The sequence below is a fragment of the Agromyces marinus genome, assembly GCF_021442325.1.
Taxonomy (GTDB): Bacteria; Actinomycetota; Actinomycetes; order Actinomycetales; family Microbacteriaceae; genus Agromyces; species Agromyces marinus.
On sequence record NZ_CP087879.1, the window covers coordinates 1407354 to 1433265 of the forward strand.

Consider the following 25912-nt stretch of genomic DNA (forward strand, 5'->3'; position numbering starts at 1 on the left):
GCACATGAGAACGCTTGGAGGCGTCGAGCACACCGTGCCCACCACACCGACCGTCGGTCCCCGAAGCCGCGCCACGACCGTCGTCACGAACACGACCCGATGATCACCGCCCTGCTCCTGCTGCTCCTGGGCATCGTGCTCACCGCAGCCATCATCGCCGCCAACGGCTACTTCGTCGCGCAGGAGTTCGCGTACATGTCCGTCGACCGCGCACGCCTGCGGGCGAGGGCCGACGGCGGCGACGCCGCCGCGAGGCGTGCGCTCGCGGTCACCAGACGCACCTCGTTCATGCTGTCGGGTGCGCAGCTCGGCATCACCGTGACCGGCCTGCTCGTCGGGTACGTCGCCGAACCGTTCATCGGCGAGTCGCTCGGCGTGCTGCTCGGCGGGGTCGGCGTGCCGACCGCGACCGGCATCGCGATCGGCACCGTCGTGGCGCTCGCGCTCGCCACGGTCGTGCAGATGATCTTCGGCGAGCTCTATCCGAAGAACCTCGCGATCGCGAATCCCGAACCGCTCGCGCTCGGCCTGGCCGGATCGACCCGACTGTACCTCGGCGCATTCGGCTGGCTCATCAGCCTGTTCGACGCCGCCTCCAACACGGTGCTCCGACTGCTTCGCGTCGAGCCCGTGCACGATGTCGACAGCAGCGCCACGGCCGAGGACCTGGAGCACATCATCGACGACTCGCGTACGAGCGGCGACCTGCCGGAGGAGCTCTCCATCCTGCTCGACCGGATCCTCGACTTCCCCGATCAGGACGTCGAGCACGCGATGATCCCGCGCGTGCGCGTCGACACCGCGGCCCCGGCCACGACGATCGCCGAGATCCGCGAGCTCATGACGACCGGTCACACGCGGTACCCCGTCATCGACGAGCGGGACGAGCCCGTGGGCGTCGTGCATCTCGCCGATGTGCTGGCCGCGGCACCCGACGACCCGCGCCCGGTGACCGAGATCATGCGCCGACCGCTCGTCGTGCCGACCCTCATGCGGCTGCCCGATGCGCTCCGGGAACTCACCGGCACACGCAACGAGCTGGCGTGCGTCATCGACGAGTACGGCGGGTTCGCGGGCGTCGTGACGGTCGAGGACCTCGCCGAGGAACTCGTCGGAGAGATCAGCGACGAGCACGACGCGCCCGTCGGCGTCGGCGCCGAGATCGACGACGACGGGGCGTGGATCATGGACGGCGACCTGCACCTCGACGAGGTCGAACGCATCATCGACCGCGATCTGCCCCGCGGAGACTCCGAGACGATCGCCGGCCTGGTCATCGCGGAGGCCGGCGCGCTCCCCGCGCTCGGCGACGCGGTCGAGGTCGAGCTCCCCGCGACGGGTGCCGAGCTCGCCGAGGACGAACCGGAGCTCCGCCGCCTGCGCGTGGAGGTCACCGCGATCGACCGGCACGTGCCATCCGCCGTCAGGGTGAGCTTCGCCCCGCCCGCCGGAGACTCCCCGGGCGAGTCCGCCGACGGGTCGGATCCTGCCGACGAGGAGGCGGATCGATGAACGCCTGGGTGGTCGCGGGGATCACGGTCGGTCTCATCGCGCTCAGCGCGTTCTTCGTCGTCATCGAGTTCGCGCTCATCGGGGCGCGGCGCCACCGCCTCGAGCAGGAGGCGGGCGAGAAGCGTTCGGCGCGCGCGGCGCTGCGCGGCATGAACGAACTGACCATCATGCTCGCGGGCGCACAGCTCGGCATCACCGCGTGCACCTTCGCGCTGGGCGCGGTCACCAAGCCCGCGGTCGACGGATGGCTCGGCCCCGTCTTCGCCTCGTGGGGACTGCCCGACTGGCTCGCCGGCGGCTCCGCGTTCGCGTTGTCGCTGGCGTTCGTGACCTTCCTCCATCTCGTCATCGGCGAGATGGCGCCGAAGTCCTGGGCGATCGCGCACCCGGAGACCGCGGCGAAGCTCATCGGCCTGCCCTCCCGCGCGTTCATCTGGGTGTTCCGCCCGTTCCTGCTGTGGGTGAACCGCATCGCCAACGTCCTCGTCGCGAAGTCCGGCGTGGAGCCCGTGGACCGTGCCGCGGTCGGCGGCCGCGACGCCGAGACCATCCGCAACCTCGTCGAGTACTCGACCCAGGTCGGCGTGCTCGAGCCCGGACTGCAGTCGCAGATCACCGAGGTGATCCGGCTCGAGCAGCTGACGGTGGACGCGATCACGACGCCCGATGAGGCGCCGACCTCGGTCGGTCCGGATGCCACCGTCGCCGATGTCCGCGCCGCAGCGTTGGCCTCGGGCCACCTGCGCATCCTGCTGCGGGACGTCGACGGACGCATGGCGCGCGTCGTGCACGTCCGAGACACGCTTCCGGCAGCGGATGACACGAGCGCCGACGCGTTCGCCCGTCCGGCGTTCCGGGTCGAGTCGTCCACGCCGGTGTACGAGCTTCTGCGCCGGATGCGCGAGCAGCGTGTGCAGCTCGCCGTCGTCGAGCGCGGTGAGCGGCTGCTCGGCATCGTGACCCTCACCGACGTGGTTCGGCGCGTGCTCCCGGAGACGGCGACGAACGCGGGCGCCTGACCGCGGGCGGAGCCGCGCGGGCGGAGCCGCACCCGCCCGGGAGCGTCCGATGCGCAGCGACGCCGGGGTCAGACCATGCCGAGGTCAGAGCATGCCGATGTCGGCGAGGCGGTCCGCGATCGTCGCGCCGTCCCGTGCCGAGACCCACGGAACCCCGGCGTGCTGCGCGGACTTGGCCCGGCCGCCCGCGAGAACGGCCTGACCTGAGGAGAGCTCGCGGATCGCGATCGCCGCGACGAGCTCGGGGTGCTCCCGGGCGAACTCCGCGTAGAGCTCCTCGTCATGCTGGCCGTCGTCGCCGATGAGGAGCCAGCGGACCCCGGGGAACTCCTCCGCCAGGCGCCGGAGGTTCTCGATCTTGTGCGCCCGGCCGCTCCGGAACCACCGGTCGTGCGTGGGCCCCCAGTCGGTGAGCAGGAGCGGGCCCGGCGGGTAGAGGTGCCTCGAGAGGAACCGGGTGAGCGTGGGCGCCACGTTCCAGGCCCCCGTCGAGAGGTAGATGACGGGCGCGCCCGGGTAGCGGTGCACGAGCCGCTCGAACAGCACCGCCATGCCCGGCGTGGGCATGCGCGCGTGCTCGTCGAGCACGAACGTGTTCCAGGCGGCGACGAACGGGCGGGGGAGCGCGGTCACCATGACCGTGTCGTCGACGTCGGAGATGATGCCGAAGTCGACGTCGGGGCCGACGACCCAGATGGGTGCGTCGACCGGTTCGGCGCCCTCGGTGTGCAGGACCGCGCGGTTCCAGCCGGGCTCCAGGCGCACCGGGACCTTCGTGTCGACCACGCCGCCGCGATCGGCGAGGACCTCGATGCGCTGGCCTCCGACCTCGATCGTCACGGGCACGTCGCCGACGGGCACGCTCGTGAAGCTCCGCCATCCGCGGATGCCCTGGTCGCGCCTGCGGCGCCGACGCGGGGACGCGTCGGCGGCCACGGGCCGGGAGAGCAGGACCCGGCAGAACACCCGTGCCCACTCGGTCGAGCCGTAGCCCGTGTAGGGCACCACGGTCGGAACGTGGCCGCGGCGGCGGGCCCAGCGTTCCCGGACGTCGTGGACCCAGTCCTCGACGCGCGCGGCACCGTGCCGGGTCGGGCGCTGCCGTGGTCCGGCCGGGACGGGGGAACTCGCCGGCATCCACTCAGTTTGTCATGTCGCCCGAGTCCGACGCGAAATCCGTCGCGGGGCGGATGATCGGGCCGTCCGGACACCGGTAGAGTGGTCCGGCGAACAAGGAGGACCCGTGCCGAACATCGACCTGATCCTGGGGGCCGATCACGGAAGACGCCGATCGGTGCGGACCGAGCCGACGCAGCGACGCAGCAGCCAGCGGCTCGACGCGCTGCTCGATGCGGCCGCCGCGATCGTCGACGAACTCGGATTCGAGCGACTGACGACGCAGATGGTCGCCGAGCGCGCCGGTGCCTCGATCGGAACCGTCTACCGCTACTTCCCGGATCGGGTGGCGGTGCTGCACGCGCTCCGCGAGCGGAGCGTCCGGCGCTATCGCGAGCGTCTCGCCGAGGCGATGGAGTGCAACGAGCTCGCGGCATGGTGGGACGTCGTCGACTGCGCGCTCGGCGTGTGCATCGACCTCTACCGCGAGGAGCCCGGGTTCAGCGTCGTGCATGCCGCTCCGCGCGAACTGTCGGAGATCGACGGCGAGCCCGAGATCGCGCACCGGATCGCGAAGGTGCTCGAGCACGAATTCGGCGCGGTCGACGACGAGGAGCTCCGGCTCCGACTGGGCGTCTGCCTCGAGACGGGTGCCGCGCTCATCCACCGCGCGTTCGAGCGCGAGGCCGACGGCGACGCGCGGTACCTCGACGAGGCCCGCCGCATCGTCCGCGACTACCTCGACGCGCACTTCGGTGCGACGCTCCCGGAAGGGCTCGCCGCGGGCGCGGCCTCGTCCTCGGCGGCCTGAGCGCCGGATTTCCGCGACGAGCGAACCGCCGCGGCATCCGTTGCCCCGTCGCGGCACTCGTGTTTGGCTTGTTCCGCGGCGCCGTGCGGCATCGCGACCGGAGCGTGAGGGGCGACATGATCGAGTTCCGAGGCGTCACCAAGCAGTTCCCCGACGGCACGGTCGCCGTCCACGAGGTCGACATCGTCATCCCGCCGCGCAAGACGACGGTGTTCGTCGGGTCGTCGGGATCCGGCAAGACGACCCTGCTGCGGATGATCAATCGCATGGTCGACCCCACCCTGGGCCAGGTGCTCATCGACGGAACGGATGTCGCGACGGTCGACCCGGTCGCGCTCCGCCGGAGCATCGGCTACGTCATGCAGAACGCCGGGCTCCTGCCGCACCGGAGGGTCATCGACAACGTCGCGACGGTGCCGCTCCTGCGCGGCGTGTCGAAACGGGAGGCGCACGCGCACGCGCTCGAACTGCTCGACACCGTGGGGCTGGACCGCTCGCTCGCGGACAGGTACCCGTCGCAGCTGTCCGGCGGCCAGCAGCAGCGGGTCGGCGTCGCGCGCGGGCTCGCGGTCGACCCGAACATCCTGCTCATGGACGAACCGTTCGGTGCGGTCGACCCGATCGTTCGCGCCGAGCTCCAGCAGGAACTGCTGCGCCTCCAGGGCGAGCTCGGCAAGACGGTCGTGTTCGTCACGCACGACATCGACGAGGCGTTCCTGCTCGGCGACCAGGTCGTGATCCTGCAGCAGGGCGGGTTCATCTCGCAGGCCGCGTCGCCCGCCGAGATCCTCGCGAACCCCGCCGACGCGTTCGTCGCGGACTTCGTCGGCGCCGATCGCGGCAAGCGGGCGCTGCACATCACCGACGTCGACGGGCGGCAGGTCGTCGTCGATGGCGACGGTCGGCCCGCCGGAGTCCTGACCTCGTGACCTGGCTGTGGTCGAACCTCGACCTGGTCGCCGAGCTCATGCTCGTGCACCTGGCGTTGTCGGTGCCCGCGATCATACTGAGCTTCGTGGTGTCGGTCCCGCTCGGGTGGCTCGCCCACCGGTACCGGTGGTCGCGCGGCGTGCTGCTCTCGCTGTGCGGACTGCTGTACGCCATCCCCTCGCTCGCCCTGTTCATCGCGCTGCCCGCGTTCACCGGGCTGGGACTTCGTTCCCCGGTGAACCTGGTCATCGCACTCACCCTGTACGGCATCGCGGTCATCGTGCGGACCGCGGCCGACGCGTTCGACGCGGTCGACCGCGACATCCGCCAATCGGCGACCGCCGTCGGATATTCGGCTGCGGGCCGGTTCTGGGGGGTCGAGCTCCCGCTCGCGGGTCCGGTCCTCCTGTCGGGGCTCCGGGTGGTCATCGTCAGCACCGTGAGTCTCGCGACCGTCGGCGCCGTCATCGGCGTGCAGAGCCTCGGGAGCCTGTTCACGGACGGATTCCAACGCGGCATCCAGGCGGAGATCATCGCCGGCATCGTCGCGACGGTCGTGCTCGCGCTCGGGCTCGACGCGCTGAGCGTGCTGCTCGGCCGAATCCTGATGCCGTGGACCCGGCGGCGGGCGCCGATCGGCGCCCCGGCCGCGTTGCCGGCCCGGCCGCGGACGGAGGAGCCGGCGTGAACCTCTTCCTCGACGCCTTCGCCTGGCTCACCGACCCCGCCAACTGGACCGGGGCGGGCAGCATCCCGCAGCGCACCTGGGAGCATCTGTGGATCTCGGCACTGGTGCTCGCGATCGCCTCGGTCATCGCCCTGCCCCTGGGCGCGTTCGTGGGCCACACCGGGCGCGGTCGCGAGAGCGCTGTCATGGTCTCGGGCGGACTGCGCGCACTTCCCACGCTCGGGGTCCTGACGCTGTTCGGGCTCTGGCTCGGCATCGGACTGCGCGCGCCGGTGCCCGCGCTCGTCATCCTCGCGATCCCGCCCCTGCTCGCGGGGGCGTACGCGGGCTTCGAGGCGGTCGATCGTCGGACGATCGACGCGGCCCGGGCAATGGGCATGCGCGAGACGCAGGTCGTGGCCAAGGTGGAACTGCCGCTCGGACTGCCCATCGTCGTCGGCGGCATCCGTTCGGCGACACTGCAGATCATCGCGACGGCGACGCTCGCCGCCTACGTCGCCGACGAGGGCCTCGGCCGGTTCATCTTCGCGGGACTGAAGACCCGCGACTACCCCGAGATGCTCGGCGGATCGATCCTCGTCATCCTCCTCGCGCTCGTCATCGACGGATGCCTGGCGATCGCGCAGCGCGTCGCCGTCCCCGCCGGTGTCCGCGCGACGCGCACGTCGGAACCGCAATCGCGGCGCACATCAGAACTCCGTTCGCGGCCGACCCGGCCGCGAACGATCGCGGGGCGACCCGACACCGAAGGGAAACAGGAATGATCACAGCAGGAAAAGGCCGGCTCGTTGCGCTCGCAGCGGCCGCGGTCGGGGCGACAGTGGCCCTGGCAGGGTGCGCGTCGGGCGATCCGCTCGACAGCGGATCGGATGGCGGCGACGCCACGAGCGAGACCATCGTCGTCGGCTCGCAGGACTACTACTCGAACGAGATCATCGCCGAGCTCTACGCGCAGGCGCTCGAGGAGAACGGCTACACGGTCGACCGGCAGTTCCGGATCGGCCAGCGAGAGGTCTACATCCCCGAGATCGAGTCGGGTGCGATCGACGTCTTCCCGGAGTACACGGGCAACCTCCTCCAGTTCTACGCGCCGGACACGACGGCGACCGCGAGCGAGGACGTCTACGCGGAGCTCGAGTCGGCACTGCCGGAGGGACTGCGCGTGCTCGAGCAGTCGCCGGCGACCGACCAGGACTCGTACAACGTCACGCAGGCGTTCTCCGACGAGTACGGCGTGACCAGCCTCGCCGACCTCGCGGACGTCTCGGCGCCGATCACGCTCGGCGGCAACTCCGAGCTCGAGACGCGGCCCTACGGTCCGGAGGGCCTGAGCTCGGTCTACGGGGTCGAGGTCGCGTTCACGCCGATCGAGGACAGCGGCGGCCCGCTCACGCTGAAGGCGCTCGTGGACGACCAGGTGCAGATGGTCAACATCTTCAGCGCCGATCCGAACATCGCGGCGAACGACCTCGTCACCCTCGAGGACCCCGAGGGGCTCTTCCTCGCCTCGAACGTCGTCCCCGTGGTCAGCGAGAAGGTCACCGATGAGATCGCGGCGATCATCGACACGGTCAGCGCTGCGCTGACCGCCGAGGAACTCGTCGCGCTCAACGCGCTCAGCGTCAACGAACAGCAGTCGGCCGAGGAGATCGCGGGCGACTGGCTCGCGGAGCAGTCGCTCTTCTAGGGCAGCGTCTTCCGCTCGGAGGGGTCGGTCGCGGTCGCGGCCGGCCCCTCGTCCGTCGTGGCGGTGCCGTCGAGCGTCGGGGTGGTGCCGTCGTTCGCCGGGGCGGCGGGCGTGCGGTGCGCCCCGGTGTCGTCCATGTGGCGCGCCTCGAGTCGCATGAGCAGCCTCTTGCCGAGCCACGCGAGGATCAGGAAGACCACGATCGCGCCGACGAACAGGTACCCGGCCCAGTGCAGGCTGTCGCTGAGTTCCCGATAGCCGCCCGCAGCCGCTGAGCCGACCCCGACGTAGGCGAAGGACCAGATGACGCACGCGGGCGCGGTCCACGCGAGGAACCGGCGGTAGCTCATCTCGCTCATGCCGACCGTGAGCGGCACGAGCGAATGCAGTACGGGCAGGAACCGGGAGATGAACACGGCCGGGCCGCCGCGCCGCGCGAGGTATCGCTGCGCGCGATGCCAGTTGTGGTCGCCGATGCGCCGCCCGAGGCGGGAGTGCTGGATGTGCGGGCCGAACCATCGCCCGAGCGCGAAGCCGATGCTCTCGCCGACGAGGGCGCCGATGATGACGGTGAGCGCGAGGGCGATGAACTCGACGGAGCCCTCGACGCCGGTGGAGGCCACGATGACGATCGAGTCGCCCGGGACGACGAGCCCGATGAGGACCGAGGTCTCGAGCATGATGCCGATGCCGGCGAGCAGGGTGCGGACGACCGGGTCGACGCCCTGCACCGTCTCGAGGATGCCGTCGAGCAACTCGTTCACGCTCGAGATCCTATTCGTCGGGCCTGCGTGGCCGCTCAGAACGCGATCGTCGCGATGACTGCGGAAGGCACGACGACGATGGCGGCCGACAGGGACCACACGGCGGTGCGCGCGTCGCGCCCGAGCGGGAGGAGGCCGGGGGCGAGCCGGGCGAGCCGGCGCTCGAGCATGCCCTCGTCGGGCGTCACCCCGCCGGCATCCGCGTAGGCGCCCGGCTCGCCGGACGTGCCGACCCGCAGCAGCGCGCTCCGCAGCGGTGCGGCGCCGATGCGGCGACGCGGCGCGTCGTCGGCGAGCATCTCGGTCAGCACGGTGACGGATCGTTCGGCGCGGTTCGCGATCGGGAACCAGGGCAGGGCGGCGTGCCACGACCGGAACGCCAGGAGCACGAGGTGGTGGAACTGGTCGAGGTGCGCGCGTTCGTGGTCGATGACCGCGCGGAGTTCGTCCTCGTCGAGCAGGTCGACCAGGCCCTCGGTGATCACCGTCGCGGTGCGCAGCCCGGGCACGCAGTACGCGGCCGGCGTCGGATGGGCGAGCACTCGGGCGCCGGAGCCCGCCTGCACCGGGCTCGCGAGCAGGTCGATGAGGCGGTGCTGGCGTCGCCGCGCGCGCTCGGCGCGCACGGCGGTCGTCAGGAGGTTCAGCGCCAGGTGGACTGCGAGGCCGACGGCGAGCGTGAGCGACGCGAGGTGCACCACGCCGAAGTGCACGGGGATCGGACCGCCGTGGAACGCGGGGAGGAGTTCGGCGGTGGCCGATCCGAGCGAGCCGGCCGGCGCGGCGCCGAACGCGAGCAGGGCGCCGATCATCGAGAGGCCGCCGCCGAGCGCGATCGCCTGCCACAGCACGAGCGCGGTCGCGGGGGAGCGTGCCGGCCAGTTCGCGCGCGAGAGCGCGACGGGCACCGGCCACGCGAGGGCCAGCGCGAGCGCGCCGAGCAGGAGGGCTGCGGCGATCACGTCAGGTGCGGATGAGGTCGTCGAGCAGCTTGCGGAGCGTGCTCGCTTCGCCGGCGCTGACGGTTCCGACGAAGCGCGCGAGTGCCGCGTCGCGGTCGGAGGAACTCGAGAGGACCTCGTGCATGAGTTCTGCGGTGTGGTCGGCTCTGGAGAGCAGTGCCGAGTAGTGGTGCGGGCGCGATTCCCGGGTGCGGGTGACGAATCCCTTGCGCTCGAGGCGCGAGAGGACGGTGAGCACGGTCGTGGTCGCGGGGGCCCTGCCTGGCTCCGAGGATGCCGCGAGCCGGTCGCGCACCTCGTTCGCGGTGAGCGACTCGTCGCTGATCCAGAGCTGCTCCATGACGGAGCGCTCGAGTTCGCCGAGACCTGCCATGGAACGAGGATACCGCCCGGACCCTCCGAATTCTACGAAACGTAGAAAACTGGCCTATGGTGAGAGCACCGACCTCCGGAATCCACAGGTCCCGCCCATGAAAGGGGTCCCCGGCGTGAACGACCTCCTCGATCCGTTGCTGCTCGCCAGATGGCAGTTCGGGCTCACCACGGTCTACCACTTCCTGTTCGTGCCGATCACGATCGGCCTGGCGACCTCGGCCGCCGTGTTCCAGACCGCCTGGGTGCGCACCGGCAAGGTCGAGTACCTCCGCATCACGCGCTTCTTCGGAACGATCTTCCTCATCAACTTCGCGATGGGCGTGGTCACCGGCATCGTCCAGGAGTTCCAGTTCGGCATGAACTGGTCGGAGTACTCGCGTTTCGTCGGCGACGTGTTCGGGGCCCCGCTCGCCCTCGAGGGCCTGCTCGCGTTCTTCCTCGAGGCGACCTTCATCGGACTGTGGATCTTCGGCTGGAACCGGCTTCCGCAGAAGGTGCACCTCGCGACGATCTGGGCGACCGCGATCGGCACCATCCTCTCGGCCTACTTCATCATCGCGGCGAACGCCTTCATGCAGAACCCCGTCGCCTACCGGATGAACGCCGAGCGGGGACGAGCCGAGCTCACCGACATCTGGGAACTGCTGACCAACCCCGTCGCGCTCGCGGCGTTCCCGCACACGATCACGGCGTCGTTCATGGTCAGTTCGGGCCTCATCATCAGCGCCGCGGCCTGGCACCTCGCGCGCAACCAGCACCTGGACACCATGCGGCCGGCGCTGAAGTTCGGCCTGTGGGGCATGGTGGTCTGGGGCGCCCTGACGACGATCTTCGGCGACCAGCTCAGCCTCGCGATGGTCGCCACCCAGCCCATGAAGATGGCGGCCGCCGAGGCGACCTACGACACCGTGTGCGGGGCGGATGCCTCGTTCTCGCTGTTCACGCTCGGCACGCCTGACGGATCGAGCGAGCTGTTCTCGGTCCGAGTGCCCTACCTGCTCTCGCTGCTGTCGACCCACTCGCTCGACGGCTGCGTCGAGGGCATCAACCAGCTCCAGGCCGAGTACACCGAGCTGTACGGCCCCGGCGACTACACCCCGATCATCTGGGTGACGTACTGGGCGTTCCGCTGGATGATCGGCCTCGGCATGCTGCACGTGCTCGTCGCGGTCGTCGGGCTGTGGCTCACGCGCGGCGGCAGGCTGCCGAAGCAGCCCTGGATCTGGAAGGCCGCGGTGTGGAGCTTCCCGCTCTCGCTCGGGGCGATGATCGTCGGCTGGGTGTTCACCGAGATGGGCCGCCAACCCTGGATCGTGTTCAAGCTGCTCCCGACCGAATCGGCCGTCTCGCCCAACGTGACCGGGCTCGAGGTGCTCATCTCGCTGGTCGCCTTCACGCTCGTCTACGGGGCGCTCGCGGTCGTCGAGTTCCGCCTCATCGTCCGTGCCGTGCAGAAGGGCCCGCCCGAGATCGAACCCGACCCGGAGTCGGGCGAGGTCGAACACGTCGAGACGGTCTACTAGGAAGGACACGGTCATGGATCTCGCAGTGCTCTGGTTCTGGATCGTCGCGTTCATGTTCGTCGGCTACTTCGTGCTCGACGGCTTCGACTTCGGCGTCGGCATGTCGTTGCCCTTCCTCGGCAGGGACGACACCGACCGGCGGGTGCTCATCAACACCATCGGCCCCGTGTGGGACCTCAACGAGACCTGGGTCATCGTCGCGGGCGCGTCGCTGTTCGCCGCCTTCCCCGAGTGGTACGCGACCCTCTTCTCCGGGTTCTACCTCGCCCTGCTCGTCATCCTGCTCGCGCTCATCGCGCGCGGCGTCTCGTTCGAGTACCGCCACCAGCGGCCCGAGGCCGAGTGGAAGCGCCGTTTCGACCTGATGATCATCGTCGGCTCCGCGGTGCCGGCCCTGCTGTGGGGCGTCGCGTTCGCGAACATCGTGCAGGGCGTGCCGCTGGACGCCGACCACAACTACATCGGCACGCTGTTCGACCTGCTCAACCCGTACGCCCTGCTCGGCGGGCTCACGACGCTGCTGCTGTTCTTCACCCACGGCGTGGTGTTCGTCGCGCTCAAGACCGACGGGGACATCCGTCGCCGGGCCCGACGCCTCGCGACGCGCGCGGGGCTCGCGACGATCGTCGTCGCGGCGACGTTCCTGGTGTGGACCGGATTCGCGCACGGCACCGTCTGGTTCTGGGCCCTGGCCGCGGTCGCGGCGCTGGCGCTCATCGGGTCGTGGCTGGCGAACGCGCGCGGCGCCGAGGGCGTGGCGTTCGGACTCATGGCCGCGACGATCGGAGCGGCGGTGTTCGCGCTCTTCGCGGCGCTGTTCCCGGAGGTCATGCCGGCCTCGAACGACCCCGCGAACAGCCTCACGATCGAGAACGCGTCGAGCACGCCGTACACGCTCACCGTCATGAGCTGGACCGCGCTGATCTTCCTGCCGCTGATCCTCGCCTACCAGGGGTGGACGTACTGGGTGTTCCGCAAGCGCGTCACCCGACGTCAGGTCGACCCCGCCGCCGTGGGCTGACGTGCGCCCGTTCGATCCCCGACTGCTCCGGCGCTCGCGCGCCGCGCGCGGCTTCCTCGCCGCGGGCGGCGCGCTCGCGCTGCTGCAGGCCGGGGCGACGGTCGGCTTCGCGTGGGCGCTCGCGACCCTCGTGACCGGAGTCATCGCCGGGCAGGTGCCGGGCGGTGCCGGCGCGATGACGGCCGTGCTGCTCGCGACGGCCGGCATCCGCGCCCTCGCCGGGTGGCTCTGGGAGTGGCTCGGCTCGGCTGGCGCGATGCGGGTGAAGTCCGGACTGCGCGCCGACCTGCTGCTCGCGCTCGAGCGGTCCGGGCCGTCGAGCCGGCCGGGCGGGACCGCCCGTGCGGCGACGCTCCTCGGACCGGGGCTGGACGCCCTCGACGAGTACTTCGGCCGGTACCTGCCGCAGCTCGTGCTCACTGCGGTCGCGACGCCGGTCCTGGTCGCCGCGGCGTGGGCGGCCGACTGGGTCTCCGGGCTCATCCTGCTGATCGTGCTGCCGCTCATCCCGGTGTTCATGGCCCTCATCGGCATGGCCACCGAGGTCGTGCAGCGCAAGCAGTGGAGCCGGTTGCAGGCCCTCGCGCGCGGGTTCCTCGAGGTGGTCGGCGGCCTCTCGACGCTCATGGTGTTCGGCCGTGCCGAGCGGCAGGCCGGTCGCATCCGGCGCGTCACCGACGAGTACCGGTCGAGCACGATGAAGGTGCTGCGGGTCACGTTCCTGTCGGGCTTCACGCTCGAGCTCGCGGGCAGCCTCTCGGTCGCCCTCGTCGCGGTCTCGATCGGGCTTCGGCTCGTCGCGGGCGACATGACGTTCGCTCCCGGGCTGTTCGTGCTGATCCTGGCACCCGAGGTGTTCCTGCCGATCCGGAACGTCGGCGCGGCGTTCCATGCGGCGACCGCGGGCCTCGAGGCCTCGCGCGATGCGCTCGACCAGCTCGACCGGGCGGATGCCGCGGACGCGCCGGTCGCCGACCCGGAGGCGGTGGCATCCGCCGCGTCGACCCGCGGCGGGCTGCGCGCGCGGGGGCTGGTGGTGCGCCGCGACGGACGACCGGTCGTCGGGCCGGTCGACCTCGACGGAGCGAGGGGCGAGGTGGTCGCGCTCGTCGGCCCGAGCGGATCGGGCAAGTCGTCGGTGCTGGCGGCGATGCTCGGGTTCGCGGATGCCTCGGGCGAACTCGCCCTCGACGGGCGCGCGCTCGGCGCGCAGCGGCGGGGGAGCATCGCCTGGTCGGCCCAGACGGCCCGACTGTTCGAGGGCACCGTGGCTGAGAACGTGCGGCTCGGCGCGCCGGATGCGGACCCGACGCTCCTCGAGCGGGCCCTGGCCGTCGGCGGCGTCGACGTCCCGGCCGACCTCGCGCTCGGGCCGTCGGGAGCGGGACTCTCGGGAGGGCAGGCGCAGCGGGTCGCCGTCGCGCGGGCCGTGCACCGGGCACTCGCGACGGATGCGCCGCTGCTGCTGCTCGACGAGCCCACCTCGGCGCTCGACGCCGACCTCGAGCGCACCATGGCCCGCGAGCTCGTCGAGTTCGCCCGGTCGGGGCGCATCGTCGTGGTCGCGACCCACCGGGGTGCGCTCGCGTCCGCGGCCGACCGGGTCGTCGCGATCCAGGAGGCGGCGCATGTCTGATCGCACGTCGACCGTGCTGCGCAGCGCCGTCCCTCCGCTGCGACGCCTGCTGCCGTCGGTGCTGCTCGGGATCGCCTCCGGCGGGTCGGCCGTCGCGCTGCTCGCGGCGAGTTCCTGGCTCATCGCTCGCGCCGCGGAGCAGCCCCCGATCCTGTACCTCTCGCTCGGCGTGGTCGGGGTCCGCGCGTTCGCGATCGGCCGGGCCGTGTTCCGCTACCTCGAGCGCCTGGCCGGGCACGACGCCGCGTTCCGCCAGCTCGCCGAGATCCGTTCCGGCGTCTTCGAGCGGATGCTGCCGCTCACGCCCGACGGACTGGCCTCCTCGCGTCGGGGCGACCTGCTCGCCCGCTTCGTGGGCGACGTCGACGAGTTGCAGAACGTGAGCCTGCGGATCGTGCAGCCGGTCGTGAGTGCCGTCGTCGTACTGGCGGGGGCGATCGCATGGCTCGCGTGGCTGGCGCCGGCGTCGGCGCTCGCGGTCGGGTCGTGCCTGCTCGTGGGCGTCGCGGTCGCGATCCTGGCCCAGACGGTGCTCGCGGCTCGCGCCGACGCGAGGCTCGCGCCGCTGCGCGGCGACCTGCAGGCCGCGATCGTCGAGCACGTGCAGGCGCTCGACGTGCTCGTCGCGTTCGACGCGGCCGCTGCGAGCCGCGAGCGGATCTCCCGGCTCGGCGCACGCCTCGAGCGGGCGACGCGGACCCGCGCGTCGGCGGTCGGGCTCGCAGCGGCGGCCATGAGCGCGCTCGGCGGCTTCGCGGCCGCCGCGAGCCTCGCCGTCTCCGGGCCGGTGTTCGCAGACGGGCGCATCGACGCTCCGACGCTCGCGGTGCTCTGCCTCGTTCCGCTCGCGATCGCGGAGGTGGCGGCCGCCGTTCCGGTCGCCGTCGGCTCGCTCCGGGTCGTGCGCGCGTCGGCGCGTCGCGTCGCCGAGGCGGTCCCCGCCGACCTGCCCGTGGAGATCCCGGCACCGGCTCCAGGCACCACCGAAGGCGGAGCCGTCGTCACTGCGCGGGTGCCGGCGCCGTATCGGAGCGTTCCCGCGATCCGGCTCCGGTCGGTCGGAGCGCGATGGCCGGAGGCATCCGCCCCATCGGAGGCCGTCGATGCGACTGCGCCCGCGGCGCGCCCCGCGGCGCCGTTGCGCGATCTCGACCTCGACCTGGCACCCGGCGAGCGCGTGCTCGTGACCGGTGCCTCAGGGGCGGGCAAGACCACGCTCGCCCACGTGCTCGTGCGGTTCCTCGAGTACGGGGGCTCGTACCGGATCGACGGGGTCGAGGCGCGCGACCTCGACCCGCGCGAGGTGCGACGGATGGTCGGGCTCGTCGAGCAGCGGCCGTGGCTGTTCGACGAGGATGTGCGCCAGAACCTGCTGTTCGCCCGCGACACCGCGACCGACGACGACCTGCTCGGGGTCCTGGAACGAGTCGGCCTGCGGGACTGGCTCGACGATCGGGGCGGCCTCGACGCGCGCGTCGGCGAGCGCGGCGGCCTCGTCTCGGGCGGGCAGGCCCAGCGCATCGCGCTCGCGCGTGCGATGCTCGCCGACTTCCCGGTCCTGGTGCTCGACGAACCGACCGCGAGCGTCGACCCCGAGCGTGCCGATGCCCTGCTGCGCGACCTGCTCTCGGCGGCCGGTCCGGACCGCTCCGTCGTGCTCATCTCGCACACGGGCGCGCCGGCGGGGCTCGTCGATCGCGAGGTGCGGCTGGGGTAGTTCCGGGCCGCGCACGTCGGCGGTCGCGCACGATTCCGTCGTTCGGCGCCGATCGGTTGCGTCGGCGCGCGCGAGGGCTTCCCTCGGAGGACGGGCGTGGGTTAGGTTCCCGCCAGCGGCGTGCGAGCCGTTCGCTGGGCCGCGTGATCACATCACCTCCGGAGGAGCAACTGTGAAGCATCGAACCAAGACCGGACTCACCCTCGGCGCGGTCGCGGCGAGCGCCGCCCTGTGCGGGAGCGTCATCGTCGCGGGCTCGGCCCAGGCCGCGCCCGTCACCGACACCCAGGCCCTGCGCGACGCCGTGACCGTCGGCGGAGTCATGGAGCACCTGACCGCGTTCCAGTCGATCGCCGACGCGAACGGCGGCAACCGCGCGGCCGGGACCGCCGGCCACGAGGCGTCGCTCGCGTACGTGCAGGGCCTGCTCGACACGGCCGGCTATGACACGTGGACGCAGGAGTTCACGTACGAGCGCACCGACTTCACGGGAACCTCGCTCTCGCAGACCGCACCCGGCGCAGTGCCGTACACGCTCGGCGTCGACTACTTCCCGATGGACTTCACGGGCGGCGCGAACGTCGAGGCGGCGGTCACCGCGGTCGACGTGAACCTCTCGGGCGACCGGGCCTCCACGAGCGGCTGCGAGGCCGGCGACTTCGCCGGATTCACCCCCGGGAACATCGCGCTCATCCAGCGCGGGTCGTGCGACTTCGCCGTCAAGGCGCAGAACGCGCTCGACGCCGGCGCCGTCGGCGTCATCGTGTTCAACCAGGGCAACGATGTGCCGGGCGACGACCGGTTCGGACTGTTCGGCGGCACGCTCGGCTCGATCATCGACCCGAGCCTGCCCGTCGTGAGCGCTCCGTTCGACCTCGGCGCCGAGTGGGTGAACACCCCCGGCCTCCGGTTGAACCTCAGCGTCCAGATCGACATCGTCGAGGTCACGACCGAGAACCTCCTCGCCGACACCACGAGCGGTCGAACCGATCGCACGGTCGTGGTCGGCGGCCACCTCGACTCCGTCGCCGAAGGTCCCGGCATCAACGACAACGGTTCGGGCACCGCCGCGATCCTCGAGACCGCGCTGCAGATGGCCGAACTCGGCATCGACCCGGAGAACCGCGTGCGGTTCGCGTTCTGGAGCGGCGAGGAGGACGGCCTGATCGGATCCAGCCACTACGTCGAGCAGCTGAGCGCGCGCGAGATCAAGGAACACGCGCTGAACCTCAACTTCGACATGATCGGCTCGCCGAACTCCGTGAACTTCGTCTACGACGGCGACGGCGATGCGTTCGGCGCGGCCGGGCCGAACGGGTCGGCGCTGATCGAGGGCGTCTTCACGGACTTCTTCGCCTCGCAGGGGCAGTCCTCCGACCCCACCGAGTTCGACGGCCGGAGCGACTACTTCGGCTTCATCGAGGCCGGGATCCCGGCCGGCGGGCTCTTCACCGGCGCCGAGGGCATCAAGTCCGTGGAGCAGGCCGCCCGCTACGGCGGAACGGCGGGCATCGCGTACGACCCGTGCTACCACGCGGCGTGCGACGGGATCGCGAACGTGAGTGCGGGTGCGCTCGACATCATGTCGGACGCGGTCGCGCACTCGACGTTGACGTTCGCCGAGACCGAGTCGGCCGTGAACGGCACCGGGAAGGGCAAGGCCAAGGGCCAGTTCGACCCGCAGTTCAAGGGCAGCAACGCGGTGAAGTGAGTTCGGATGAGGCCCGGGGCCGCCGCGCGAGCGGGGGCCCCGGGTCGATCTCCGGGCGGGGACGCGCGCGCGAGGAGCACCGCGCGCGCATCTATCCTGAGGGGATGCCGCGCCGGATCCGGAGTCTCGCCCTGCCCGGGTGGCGCGACCCCGAGACGGTCTTCCTCGCGGTCGGCGCGGGCGCGCCGCGGGTGGCGTGGCTCGACGGGGGCGCCGACGCGGCCGAGGGCCGCAGCGTGATCGCGGTCGCCGCCGATGGTGCGCCCGCCGTGATCGGGGGTCCGGAGGCCGAGCCCGACGCCGTCGCCGCGGCGCTGGCCGCGCACGTGGACGGCACGAACCTCGCCGGGCAGGTGCGCGCGGGCGAGCGCGCGGCCGTCGGCTGGCACGGCTGGTTCGGGTACGAGTTCGGTGCGCGCACACTCGGCGTGCCGGCCGCGGTCGCCGACGCCGCCGGGCCCGCCGTGCCGGAGGTCGCCTTCTTCCTCGCCGACCGGGTCGTCGTGTTCGAGCACGGTCCGCGCCGCGTGCGGCTCGAGTGGCTCGAGGACGACGCCGCGGACGACGCCGGACGGCGGGCGATCGCCGAGTGGGTCCGGGCCACGACGCACGCGATCGCGACGGCGCCGGCGGCTGCGCCATCCGTTCGCCCACCGGGTCAGGACGAGGCGGCGGCCCCGCCCGCGCCGACCCGCTGGCGGCACCCGCCCGACGAGTACCGGCGCATGATCCTCGAATGCCAGGCCGCGATCACGCGCGGCGACGCCTACCAGCTGTGCCTGACCAACCGCGTCGACGTCGACGTGCGGCCCGACCCGGTCGCGACGTACCTCGCCCTGCGCGCGTCGAGCCCGAGTCACCACGGCGGGTTCGTCCGCATCGACGACGTCGCCCTGCTCAGCGCGTCGCCCGAGCAGTTCCTGCTCGTCGAACCCGACGGCACGGTCGCGACCAAGCCCATGAAGGGCACCCGGCCGCGTTCGGCCGACCCGGCAGCGGATGCCGCGCTCCGCGCCGAGCTCCACGCGAGCGAGAAGGAACGCGCGGAGAACCTCATGATCGTCGACCTCATGCGCAACGACCTCGGCCGGATCGCGGAACTCGGCACCGTCCGGGTGCCGCACCTGCTCGAGGTCGAGGAGTACCCCCACGTGCATCAGCTCGTCTCGACGGTCTCGGCGCGGCTGCGGCATCCGCTCACCGCGCTCGACGCCGTCCGATCGGCGTTCCCCGCCGGGTCGATGACGGGCGCACCCAAGCTGTCGGCCATGACGATCCTGCACGGACTCGAACGCGGGCCGCGCGGCGTGTACTCCGGAGCGTTCGGATGCCTCGGCGTCGACGGGGGCGCGGACCTCGCGATGGTGATCCGGTCGATCCTGGTCACGCCTGCCGGAGCGTCGATCGGCACGGGCGGCGGCATCACCGCGCTCTCCGATCCCGACGAGGAGATCGAGGAGACGCACGTCAAGGCGCGTGCGCTCATCGCGGTGCTCGGTGGGCGGATGCCGCCCGGGTAGGCTTGATCCCCGGGCGCGTCGTCGTGCGCGCCGCACGTCCCAGGGCGTTTCCCCGAACCCTTCGCAGCACGATTGAGAGATCCGTGGCACACGAGCAGGACCCCACGCAGACCGAGGCCGGCATCTACGACTTCGCGGCCATCCAGGCGAAGTGGCTTCCAGTGTGGGACGAGCTCGAGCCGTTCCGGGCGGCCAGGCCCGGCGACACGCGCCCGCGCAAGTACATCCTCGACATGTTCCCCTACCCGTCGGGCGACCTGCACATGGGTCACGCCGAGGCCTTCGGGTTCGGCGACGCCGCTGCGCGGTACTGGCGCCACCAGGGCTTCGACGTGCTCCACCCGATCGGTTGGGACTCCTTCGGACTGCCCGCCGAGAACGCGGCCATCAAGCGCGGTGCCGACCCGCGCGAGTGGACCTACGCGAACATCGATCAGCAGAAGCGCTCCTTCAAGCAGTACGCGCCGTCGTTCGACTGGTCCCGCGAGCTGCACACGAGCGACCCCGAGTACTACAAGTGGAACCAGTGGCTGTTCCTGAAGCTCTACGAGCAGGGCATCGCGTACCGCAAGGACGGCCAGGTCAACTGGTGCCCGGTCGACCAGACGGTGCTCGCCAACGAGCAGGTCGTCGACGGCCACTGCGAGCGCTGCGGTGCGGTCGTCACGAAGAAGGCCCTGACGCAGTGGTACTTCCGCGTCACCGACTACGCCGACCGCCTGATCGACGACCTCAACCAGCTCGAGGGCAAGTGGCCGAGCAAGGTCCTCACGATGCAGCGCAACTGGATCGGCCGCTCGTCGGGTGCCGACGTCGACTTCGCCATCGAGGGTCGCGACGAGCCGGTGACGGTGTTCACGACCCGCCCCGACACGCTCTACGGCGCGACTTTCATGGTCGTCGCGCCCGACTCCGCGATCGCGGCCGAGCTCGCCGCCGGCGCGTCCGACGAGGTGCGCACGCGCTTCGAGCAGTACCTCGACTCGGTGCGCGCCGAGAGCGACATCGAGCGACTCGCCACCGACCGGCCGAAGACGGGCGTGTTCCTCGAACGGTACGCGACCAACCCGATCAACGGCGAGCGGCTGCCGATCTGGGCCGCCGACTACGTCCTGGCCGACTACGGGCACGGTGCGGTCATGGCCGTGCCCGCGCACGACCAGCGCGACCTCGACTTCGCGCGTGCGTTCGAACTGCCCGTGCGCGTCGTGGTCGACACGAACGCGCCCGTGACCGGGGTCATCCCCGTCATCCCGGTCGACGAGCACGGCGTGCCGTTGCCCATGGACGACCTGCCCGTGCTCGACCCCGCCGCCACCGGCGTCGCCCTCGCGGGCGAGGGGCGCCTGATGAACTCGGGCCCGCTGAACGGGCTGAGCAAGTCCAACGCCATCCGGCGTGCGATCGAGCAGCTCGAGGAGCGCGGCGTCGGCCGCGCCGCGAAGAACTTCCGGCTGCGCGACTGGCTGATCTCGCGCCAGCGCTACTGGGGCACGCCCATCCCGATCATCCACTGCGAGCACTGCGGCCAGGTCCCGGTCCCCGAGGCCGACCTGCCGGTGCGGCTGCCGGATGCCGCCGGGCTCGACCTCAGCCCGAAGGGCGCGAGCCCGCTGGGCGCTGCCGAGGAGTGGGCCCGCGTCGCGTGCCCGTCGTGCGGTCGCGACGCGCGACGCGACTCCGACACGATGGACACGTTCGTCGACAGCTCCTGGTACTACCTGCGGTACCTGAACCCGAACGACGACGAGCGCGCGTTCGATCCGGCCGAAGCCGACAAGTGGATGCCGGTCGACCAGTACGTCGGCGGCGTCGAGCACGCCATCCTGCACCTGCTGTACTCGCGATTCGTCACGAAGGTGCTCTTCGACCTCGGCTACCTCGGGTTCACCGAGCCGTTCACCTCGCTGCTCAACCAGGGCATGGTGATCATGGACGGCACGAAGATGTCGAAGTCCAAGGGCAACCTGGTCGAGTTCGCCACCGAGCTCTCGGCGCACGGCGCCGATGCGCTGCGCGTCACGATGGCGTTCGCCGGGCCGCCGGAGGACGACATCGACTGGGCCGACGTGTCACCGGTGGGCGCGGCGAAGTTCCTCGCGCGCGCCTGGCGCATCTCGGGCGAGGTCACCTCGAGCCCCGACGTCGAGTGGAAGACCGGTGACGCGGCGCTGCGCCGCGTCACGCATCGACTGCTGGCGGATGCCCCGGGGCTGGCCGAGTCGTTCAAGTTCAACGTGATCGTGGCTCGACTCATGGAGCTCGTGAACGCGACCCGCAAGGCGATCGACTCCGGTCCGGGTGCGGGCGACGCCGCGGTGCGCGAGGCGGCCGAGGTCACGGCGATGATCCTCGACCTGTTCGCGCCGTTCACCGCGGAGGACATGTGGGCGCGGCTCGGGTACGAGCCGACCGTCGCGAACGTCGTGTGGCGCAAGGCCGACCCGGCGCTGCTCGTCGAGGAGTCGGTCACCGCGATCGTGCAGGTCGACGGCAAGGTGCGCGACCGAATCGAGGTCTCGCCCAAGGTCGGCGCCGACGAGCTCGAAGCGCTCGCACGAGCCTCGGCCGCGGTGATCCGCTCGGTGGGCGAGCGCGAGATCGTGAACGTCATCGTCCGCGCGCCGAGGATCGTGAACATCGCCACGCGCGGGTAGGCGCGGGCCGGTCCCGTCCTCCACATGAGGCCACGGGACGCGCGGGAGCGACCTGCGGAGCGGCCGCCGCCGCCCGGGGTGCTCGCGCACCGTAGCGTCGCGGCGTGACCCGCGAACCCGGCCCCGACCCGCTCGCACCGCTCGCGGCCGCACGTGCCCGGCCGCGTGCACGGGTCGCGGTCGGCGCGGCCGTCGTGGTCTTCCTGCTCACGGTCGCGATCTCCGCGGTGGGGGCGTTCGCCGCGTCGGGTGGCGGCGATCACGGTGAGATCGGCCCGGCCTCCGGCGATCCGTCGGTCGCCGCGGACGGCGTCACCGTCGACGGCGGGGCAGGCGCCGCCGCAGTGGATGCGCCGCAGGTGCTCGTGCACGTGCTCGGAGCGGTCGTCGAGCCCGGCCTCGTCGAGCTCGCCGCAGGCGCCAGGGTCATCGACGCGATCGCCGCGGCGGGCGGTCTCGCCGAGGACGCCGACCCGGCGGGCGTGAACCTCGCGCGGACCCTCGCCGACGGCGAGCAGCTCGTCGTGCCCAGGGAGGGCGAGGTTCCGCCGCCCGTCGCGGAGGGAACGGCCGGCGCCGGTGCCCCAGGCGGGGGAGCGCCGGGCGGGCGGGTCAGCCTCAACCGCGCCGGGCTCGCCGAGCTCGACACCCTCCCGCGGATCGGTCCCGCGCTCGCCCAGCGCATCATCGACTGGCGCGAGTCGAACGGCCCCTTCACCGACGTGTCGCAGCTCATGGACGTCGCGGGCATCGGCGACGCGGTCTACGCCGGACTCGTCGACCTCGTGAGCCTCTGAATGCGCGGCCACGACCTGCGGCTGCTCGCACCCGCGGGCGCCGCCTGGGCCGCGGGGTGGTGGGCGACCGGGGCGACCGAGGCCGGGGTGCCGACCTGGGTCGTGCCTGCGGCGGCCTGGTCGACCGCGCTCGTCGCGGTCGCGATCCTCGTGCGCGGCCGGTCGGTCGTGCGCGGGGCGGCCGCGGTGCTCCTGACCGTCGCGTCCGCGGCGGGCCTCGTGGCCGGGTCGGCGTGGGTGGTGCTCGAGCAGCGGCATCCGCTCTCGGTCGCCACCGCCGCCGACTCGCGGGCACCGGTGCTCGTGCACGTCCGGCTCGACGCGTCCCCGCGCCCCGCGCGAGCCGCACCGTGGGACGAGGGCGGGCGGCTCCGCGCGGCGGGCACGCTCATCGCCCTCGAGGCACCCGACGGAACCCTGCGGACGCTCGGCGGCGTCCCCGTGCGCGTGAGCCTGTCGATGCCCGAGATCGACCCGGCACCCGGATACGGAAGCACCGTCGTCGCACGTGCGCGACTGTCTCCCGAGCCCGGCTCGTCGCGCGCCGCGTATCGTGCGGCGACCGACGAGGTCGCAGCGGTCGAGGCGGCGTCGCCGTTCGTGGCGTGGACGCACCCGCTGCGCGCGTCCTTCGCCGACGCGGCCGCCGGCCTCGGCGGCGACGGCGGCGCGCTCGTGCCGGGCCTCGCGATCGGCGACACCTCGCGAGTCTCGGAGGAGCTCGAGGCCGCCATGACGACCGCGTCGCTCACCCACCTGACCGCGGTCTCGGGAGCGAACTGCGCGATCGTGACGGCCGCGGCGTTCTGGTTCGCCGGGCTCGCGGGCGCGTCGCGCCTCGGCCGTGTGGTCGCCGCGCTGGTCGCCCTCGGCGCGTTCGTCGCGCTCGTGACCCCCGAGGCGAGCGTCGTGCGGGCCTCGGCCATGGCGGTCGTCGTGCTCGTCGCGTGCGCGACCGCGCGGGCGGCCGGCGGTGTGCCGGCGCTGTCCGCGGCCGTGATCGTGCTGCTCGCGATCGACCCCTGGTACGCGCGCGATGCCGGCTTCGCGCTCTCGGTGTGCGCGACCGCCGGGCTCGTGCTCCTCGCGGGTCCGCTCACGGGAGTGCTCGCGCGATGGATGCCGCGGACGCTCGCCGCGGTCGTCGCGATCCCGGCCGCCGCGCAGATCGCCTGCCAGCCCGTCCTGATCCTGCTCGAACCCGTGATCGCGCTCTACGGCGTGCCGGCGAACCTGCTCGCGGCGCCGGCCGCGCCCATCGCGACGATCGCGGGACTGCTCGGCTGCCTGCTGCTGCCCGTGCTGCCCTCGGTGGCGGTCGCGCTGATGCAGGTCGCGTGGGTGCCCGCGTCGTGGATCGCGATGCTCGCGCGCGGGGTCGAGACCCTGCCCGTGCCGGGCGTGGCCTGGCCCGAGGGTGCACTCGGCGCCGGGCTCGTGATCGTGGCCGCCGCCTCGTGGGTCGTGCTCGCCTTCGGGTCCACGGGCACCGCGGGACGCAGCGTGGACCGTGGCCGGGCCGGCCCGCGGCCGATCGTGCGCGCGGTCGCAGCGACGCTGCTGCTGACGTGCACGGCCGTCCCGCTCGGTGCCGCGGCGGGCCCCGCGTTCGTCGCCGCGGCGAGTCGCCCCGGCGACTGGGACGTGTGGCAGTGCGACGTCGGCCAGGGCGACGCCGTGCTCGTGCGCGTCGACGGCTCCGTCATGCTGATCGACACCGGCCCCGAGGCATCCGCTCTCGACCGCTGCCTGAGCACGGCGGGCGTCGACCGCGTCGACCTCCTCGTCATCACGCACTGGGACGCCGACCACGCCGGCGGAACCGGCGCCCTCGGCGGTCGCGTCGGCACCGTGCTGCACGGCCCGCTCGACGGCGCCCGCTCCGACCGCGCGCTCGAACCGCTCGTCGCGGCCGGTGCCGGCACCGTCGAGGTCGTCGCCGGCCGGACCGGGACGCTCGGCGGCGCGCAGTGGCGCGTCGTCTGGCCGCGCCCGGGCGCCGCACCCGGCAACGACGCGAGCGTGGTGCTCGCGCTCGCGAGCCCGGAGTTCCGCGCGGTGTTCCTGGGCGACCTCGGCCGCGACGCGCAGGACGCGCTGCGGCGCGCGGGCACGCTCGAGCGGGCGGACATCGTGAAGGTCGCGCACCACGGCAGCGCCGACCAGAGCGCCGAGCTCACCCGCTCGCTCGACCCGCGCGTGGGCCTCATCGGCGTCGGTGCCGACAACGGCTACGGGCACCCGACGGATGCCGCGCTGGACGCGCTCGCGGCCACGGGCGCGACGGCCGTTCGCAGCGACCTCGCCGGGCACGCGGCGCTGCGCGTCGAGGACGACGGCATCCGCCTCTGGACCGAGCGCGGGGCGGATGTCGCGGCCCCTCCGTAGACTGGACCGGCACGACGGGAGGAACAGCGTGGCGGCACGAGCGGGCGCGAAGGCGTCCAGGGCCAAGGTGCCCCAACTGGACTGGAGCGACGTGCGGCCTGCGCCGATCGTGCTCGTCTCCGGCGCCGAGGACGTCCTGGCCGAGCGGGCGATGACGACCCTGCGCGACGTGCTCCGATCTGAGGATCCGTCGCTCGAGGTGACCGACATCGAGGCCGACGGCTACACCCGCGGCACGCTGCTGACGATCGCGAGTCCGTCGCTGTTCGGCGAACCCCGACTGATCCGCGTCACGGGGGTCGAGAAGGCCAGCGACGAGTTCCTGCTCGACGCGCTCGACTACCTCGGCGCTCCGGCCGAGGGCACGACCGTGGTGCTGCGCCACCGGAGCGGCAATCGCGGCAGGAAACTGCTCGACGCGGTCCGCGCCGGCGACGGCGGCGGCATCGAGGTCGTGTGCGCCGAGCTCAAGCGCGACGCCGACAAGCAGGAGTTCGCTGCGGCGGAGTTCCGGCTGGCAGGCCGGCGCATCGCCCCTGGCGCGCTGCGCGCCCTCGTGAACGCCCTCGGCGACGACCTCGGCGAACTCGCTGCGGCCTGCCGTCAGCTCATCGCCGACGCCCCTGGCGCCATCGACGAGCGCACGGTCGAGAAGTACTACGGCGGTCGCGTCGAGACCACGGCGTTCGAGGTCGCCGACGCGGCGATCGCGGGCCGGCACGGCGAGGCCCTCATCGCGCTGCGGCACGCGCTCGACTCGGGCGCCGACCCGGTGCCGATGGTGGCGGCGTTCGCGATGAAGATCCGCACCATGGCGAAGGTCGCGGGTTCGCGGGGGGCGTCCGCATCTTCGCTCGGACTCGCGCCGTGGCAGGTCGATCGCGCGCGGCGCGACCTGGCCGGGTGGAGCGACGAGGGGCTCGCCACGGCGATCCGCGCGCTGGCCGACGCCGACGCCGGTGTCAAGGGTGCCGAGCGCGATCCGGTGTTCGCGCTCGAACGGCTCGTCGGCGTGATCGCGGGGCGCGGGCGCGGCTAGCCGCCGCGGCCCGCCTGCCGCCGGCTCGGCCTGCCGCCA

Annotated in this window: 21 protein-coding genes; 17 read left to right on the forward strand and 4 right to left on the reverse strand. The window is 72.5% G+C overall.

Annotated features, from left to right (window positions below):
* The first annotated feature begins 99 nt into the window (after positions 1 to 99).
* Positions 100 to 1512 carry a hemolysin family protein gene (locus tag DSM26151_RS06625; protein WP_234661610.1) on the forward strand — a complete coding sequence of 471 codons (1413 nt, stop codon included), beginning with the start codon at positions 100 to 102 and terminating at the stop codon, positions 1510 to 1512.
* Positions 1509 to 2531 carry a hemolysin family protein gene (locus DSM26151_RS06630; protein WP_234661611.1) on the forward strand — a complete coding sequence of 341 codons (1023 nt, stop codon included), beginning with the start codon at positions 1509 to 1511 and terminating at the stop codon, positions 2529 to 2531. The genes DSM26151_RS06625 and DSM26151_RS06630 overlap by 4 nt, the downstream gene beginning before the upstream one ends.
* Positions 2532 to 2615: 84 nt before the next feature.
* Here DSM26151_RS06630 and DSM26151_RS06635 read toward each other — a convergent pair whose 3' ends face one another.
* The gene (locus tag DSM26151_RS06635) at positions 2616 to 3668 is read right to left on the reverse strand and encodes an App1 family protein (protein ID WP_234661612.1); all 1053 of its coding nucleotides are present in this window, start codon (positions 3666 to 3668) and stop codon (positions 2616 to 2618) included.
* A gap of 106 nt (positions 3669 to 3774) precedes the next feature.
* On the opposite strand from DSM26151_RS06635, the gene DSM26151_RS06640 reads away from it, so the two are divergent.
* The 5 genes from DSM26151_RS06640 to DSM26151_RS06660 all read left to right on the forward strand — a co-directional run bounded on the left by DSM26151_RS06640 (position 3775) and on the right by DSM26151_RS06660 (position 7763).
* Entirely contained in the window at positions 3775 to 4458 is a 684-nt protein-coding gene (locus DSM26151_RS06640; protein WP_234661613.1) for a TetR/AcrR family transcriptional regulator, read from the forward strand.
* 116 nt (positions 4459 to 4574) lie between these two features.
* Positions 4575 to 5387 (forward strand): ABC transporter ATP-binding protein, encoded by an 813-nt coding sequence (locus DSM26151_RS06645; protein WP_234661614.1) that lies wholly within the window; start codon positions 4575 to 4577, stop codon positions 5385 to 5387.
* Entirely contained in the window at positions 5384 to 6076 is a 693-nt protein-coding gene (locus DSM26151_RS06650) for an ABC transporter permease (RefSeq protein ID WP_234661615.1), read from the forward strand. Before DSM26151_RS06645 ends, DSM26151_RS06650 begins: the two co-directional genes overlap by 4 nt.
* Complete coding sequence (locus DSM26151_RS06655; RefSeq protein ID WP_234661616.1) at positions 6073 to 6840, forward strand: ABC transporter permease; 768 nt, start codon at positions 6073 to 6075, stop codon at positions 6838 to 6840. Before DSM26151_RS06650 ends, DSM26151_RS06655 begins: the two co-directional genes overlap by 4 nt.
* Positions 6837 to 7763: an ABC transporter substrate-binding protein gene (locus DSM26151_RS06660; protein WP_234661617.1), complete on the forward strand. Its 927-nt coding sequence runs from the start codon at positions 6837 to 6839 to the stop codon at positions 7761 to 7763. The genes DSM26151_RS06655 and DSM26151_RS06660 overlap by 4 nt, the downstream gene beginning before the upstream one ends.
* Here DSM26151_RS06660 and DSM26151_RS06665 read toward each other — a convergent pair.
* From DSM26151_RS06665 to DSM26151_RS06675, 3 genes are read right to left on the reverse strand one after another with little or no spacing between them, the layout of a single operon-like run.
* Positions 7760 to 8527, reverse strand: a complete 768-nt coding sequence (locus DSM26151_RS06665; RefSeq protein WP_234661618.1) for a DedA family protein — start codon at positions 8525 to 8527, stop codon at positions 7760 to 7762. The two genes, DSM26151_RS06660 and DSM26151_RS06665, sit on opposite strands and share 4 nt — an antisense overlap.
* 35 nt (positions 8528 to 8562) lie before the next feature.
* Complete coding sequence (locus DSM26151_RS06670) at positions 8563 to 9489, reverse strand: M56 family metallopeptidase (RefSeq protein WP_234661619.1); 927 nt, start codon at positions 9487 to 9489, stop codon at positions 8563 to 8565.
* A 1-nt stretch (position 9490) separates the two neighbouring features.
* A complete protein-coding gene (locus DSM26151_RS06675) occupies positions 9491 to 9862 on the reverse strand; it encodes a BlaI/MecI/CopY family transcriptional regulator (RefSeq protein WP_234661620.1) in 372 nt (123 codons plus the stop codon).
* A gap of 115 nt (positions 9863 to 9977) precedes the next feature.
* Between DSM26151_RS06675 and DSM26151_RS06680 the strand changes: the two genes are divergently transcribed.
* The 10 genes from DSM26151_RS06680 (at position 9978) to holA (ending at position 25873) form a co-directional block, all read left to right on the forward strand.
* Complete coding sequence (locus DSM26151_RS06680; RefSeq protein ID WP_234661621.1) at positions 9978 to 11387, forward strand: cytochrome ubiquinol oxidase subunit I; 1410 nt, start codon at positions 9978 to 9980, stop codon at positions 11385 to 11387.
* 13 nt (positions 11388 to 11400) lie between these two features.
* Positions 11401 to 12408 carry a cytochrome d ubiquinol oxidase subunit II gene (gene cydB, locus DSM26151_RS06685; protein WP_234661622.1) on the forward strand — a complete coding sequence of 336 codons (1008 nt, stop codon included), beginning with the start codon at positions 11401 to 11403 and terminating at the stop codon, positions 12406 to 12408.
* Between the two features lies 1 nt (position 12409).
* Positions 12410 to 14044 (forward strand): thiol reductant ABC exporter subunit CydD, encoded by a 1635-nt coding sequence (cydD, locus tag DSM26151_RS06690; RefSeq protein ID WP_234661623.1) that lies wholly within the window; start codon positions 12410 to 12412, stop codon positions 14042 to 14044.
* Positions 14037 to 15761 (forward strand): thiol reductant ABC exporter subunit CydC, encoded by a 1725-nt coding sequence (gene cydC, locus DSM26151_RS06695; RefSeq protein ID WP_234661624.1) that lies wholly within the window; start codon positions 14037 to 14039, stop codon positions 15759 to 15761. Before cydD ends, cydC begins: the two co-directional genes overlap by 8 nt.
* Before the next feature lie 172 nt (positions 15762 to 15933).
* Positions 15934 to 17472 carry a M20/M25/M40 family metallo-hydrolase gene (locus tag DSM26151_RS06700; protein WP_234661625.1) on the forward strand — a complete coding sequence of 513 codons (1539 nt, stop codon included), beginning with the start codon at positions 15934 to 15936 and terminating at the stop codon, positions 17470 to 17472.
* Between the two features lie 104 nt (positions 17473 to 17576).
* On the forward strand, positions 17577 to 18992 hold the full coding sequence (pabB, locus tag DSM26151_RS06705) for an aminodeoxychorismate synthase component I (protein WP_234661626.1): 1416 nt from the start codon (positions 17577 to 17579) through the stop codon (positions 18990 to 18992).
* Positions 18993 to 19075: 83 nt separating this feature from the next.
* Positions 19076 to 21649, forward strand: a complete 2574-nt coding sequence (leuS, locus tag DSM26151_RS06710) for a leucine--tRNA ligase (RefSeq protein WP_234661627.1) — start codon at positions 19076 to 19078, stop codon at positions 21647 to 21649.
* A gap of 104 nt (positions 21650 to 21753) precedes the next feature.
* Positions 21754 to 22446 carry a helix-hairpin-helix domain-containing protein gene (locus tag DSM26151_RS06715; protein ID WP_234661628.1) on the forward strand — a complete coding sequence of 231 codons (693 nt, stop codon included), beginning with the start codon at positions 21754 to 21756 and terminating at the stop codon, positions 22444 to 22446.
* Positions 22447 to 24834, forward strand: coding sequence for a ComEC/Rec2 family competence protein (locus tag DSM26151_RS06720; RefSeq protein ID WP_234661629.1), 2388 nt, complete (start codon positions 22447 to 22449; stop codon positions 24832 to 24834).
* Entirely contained in the window at positions 24815 to 25873 is a 1059-nt protein-coding gene (gene holA, locus DSM26151_RS06725) for a DNA polymerase III subunit delta (RefSeq protein WP_407651023.1), read from the forward strand. The genes DSM26151_RS06720 and holA overlap by 20 nt, the downstream gene beginning before the upstream one ends.
* The last annotated feature ends 39 nt before the right edge of the window (positions 25874 to 25912 follow it).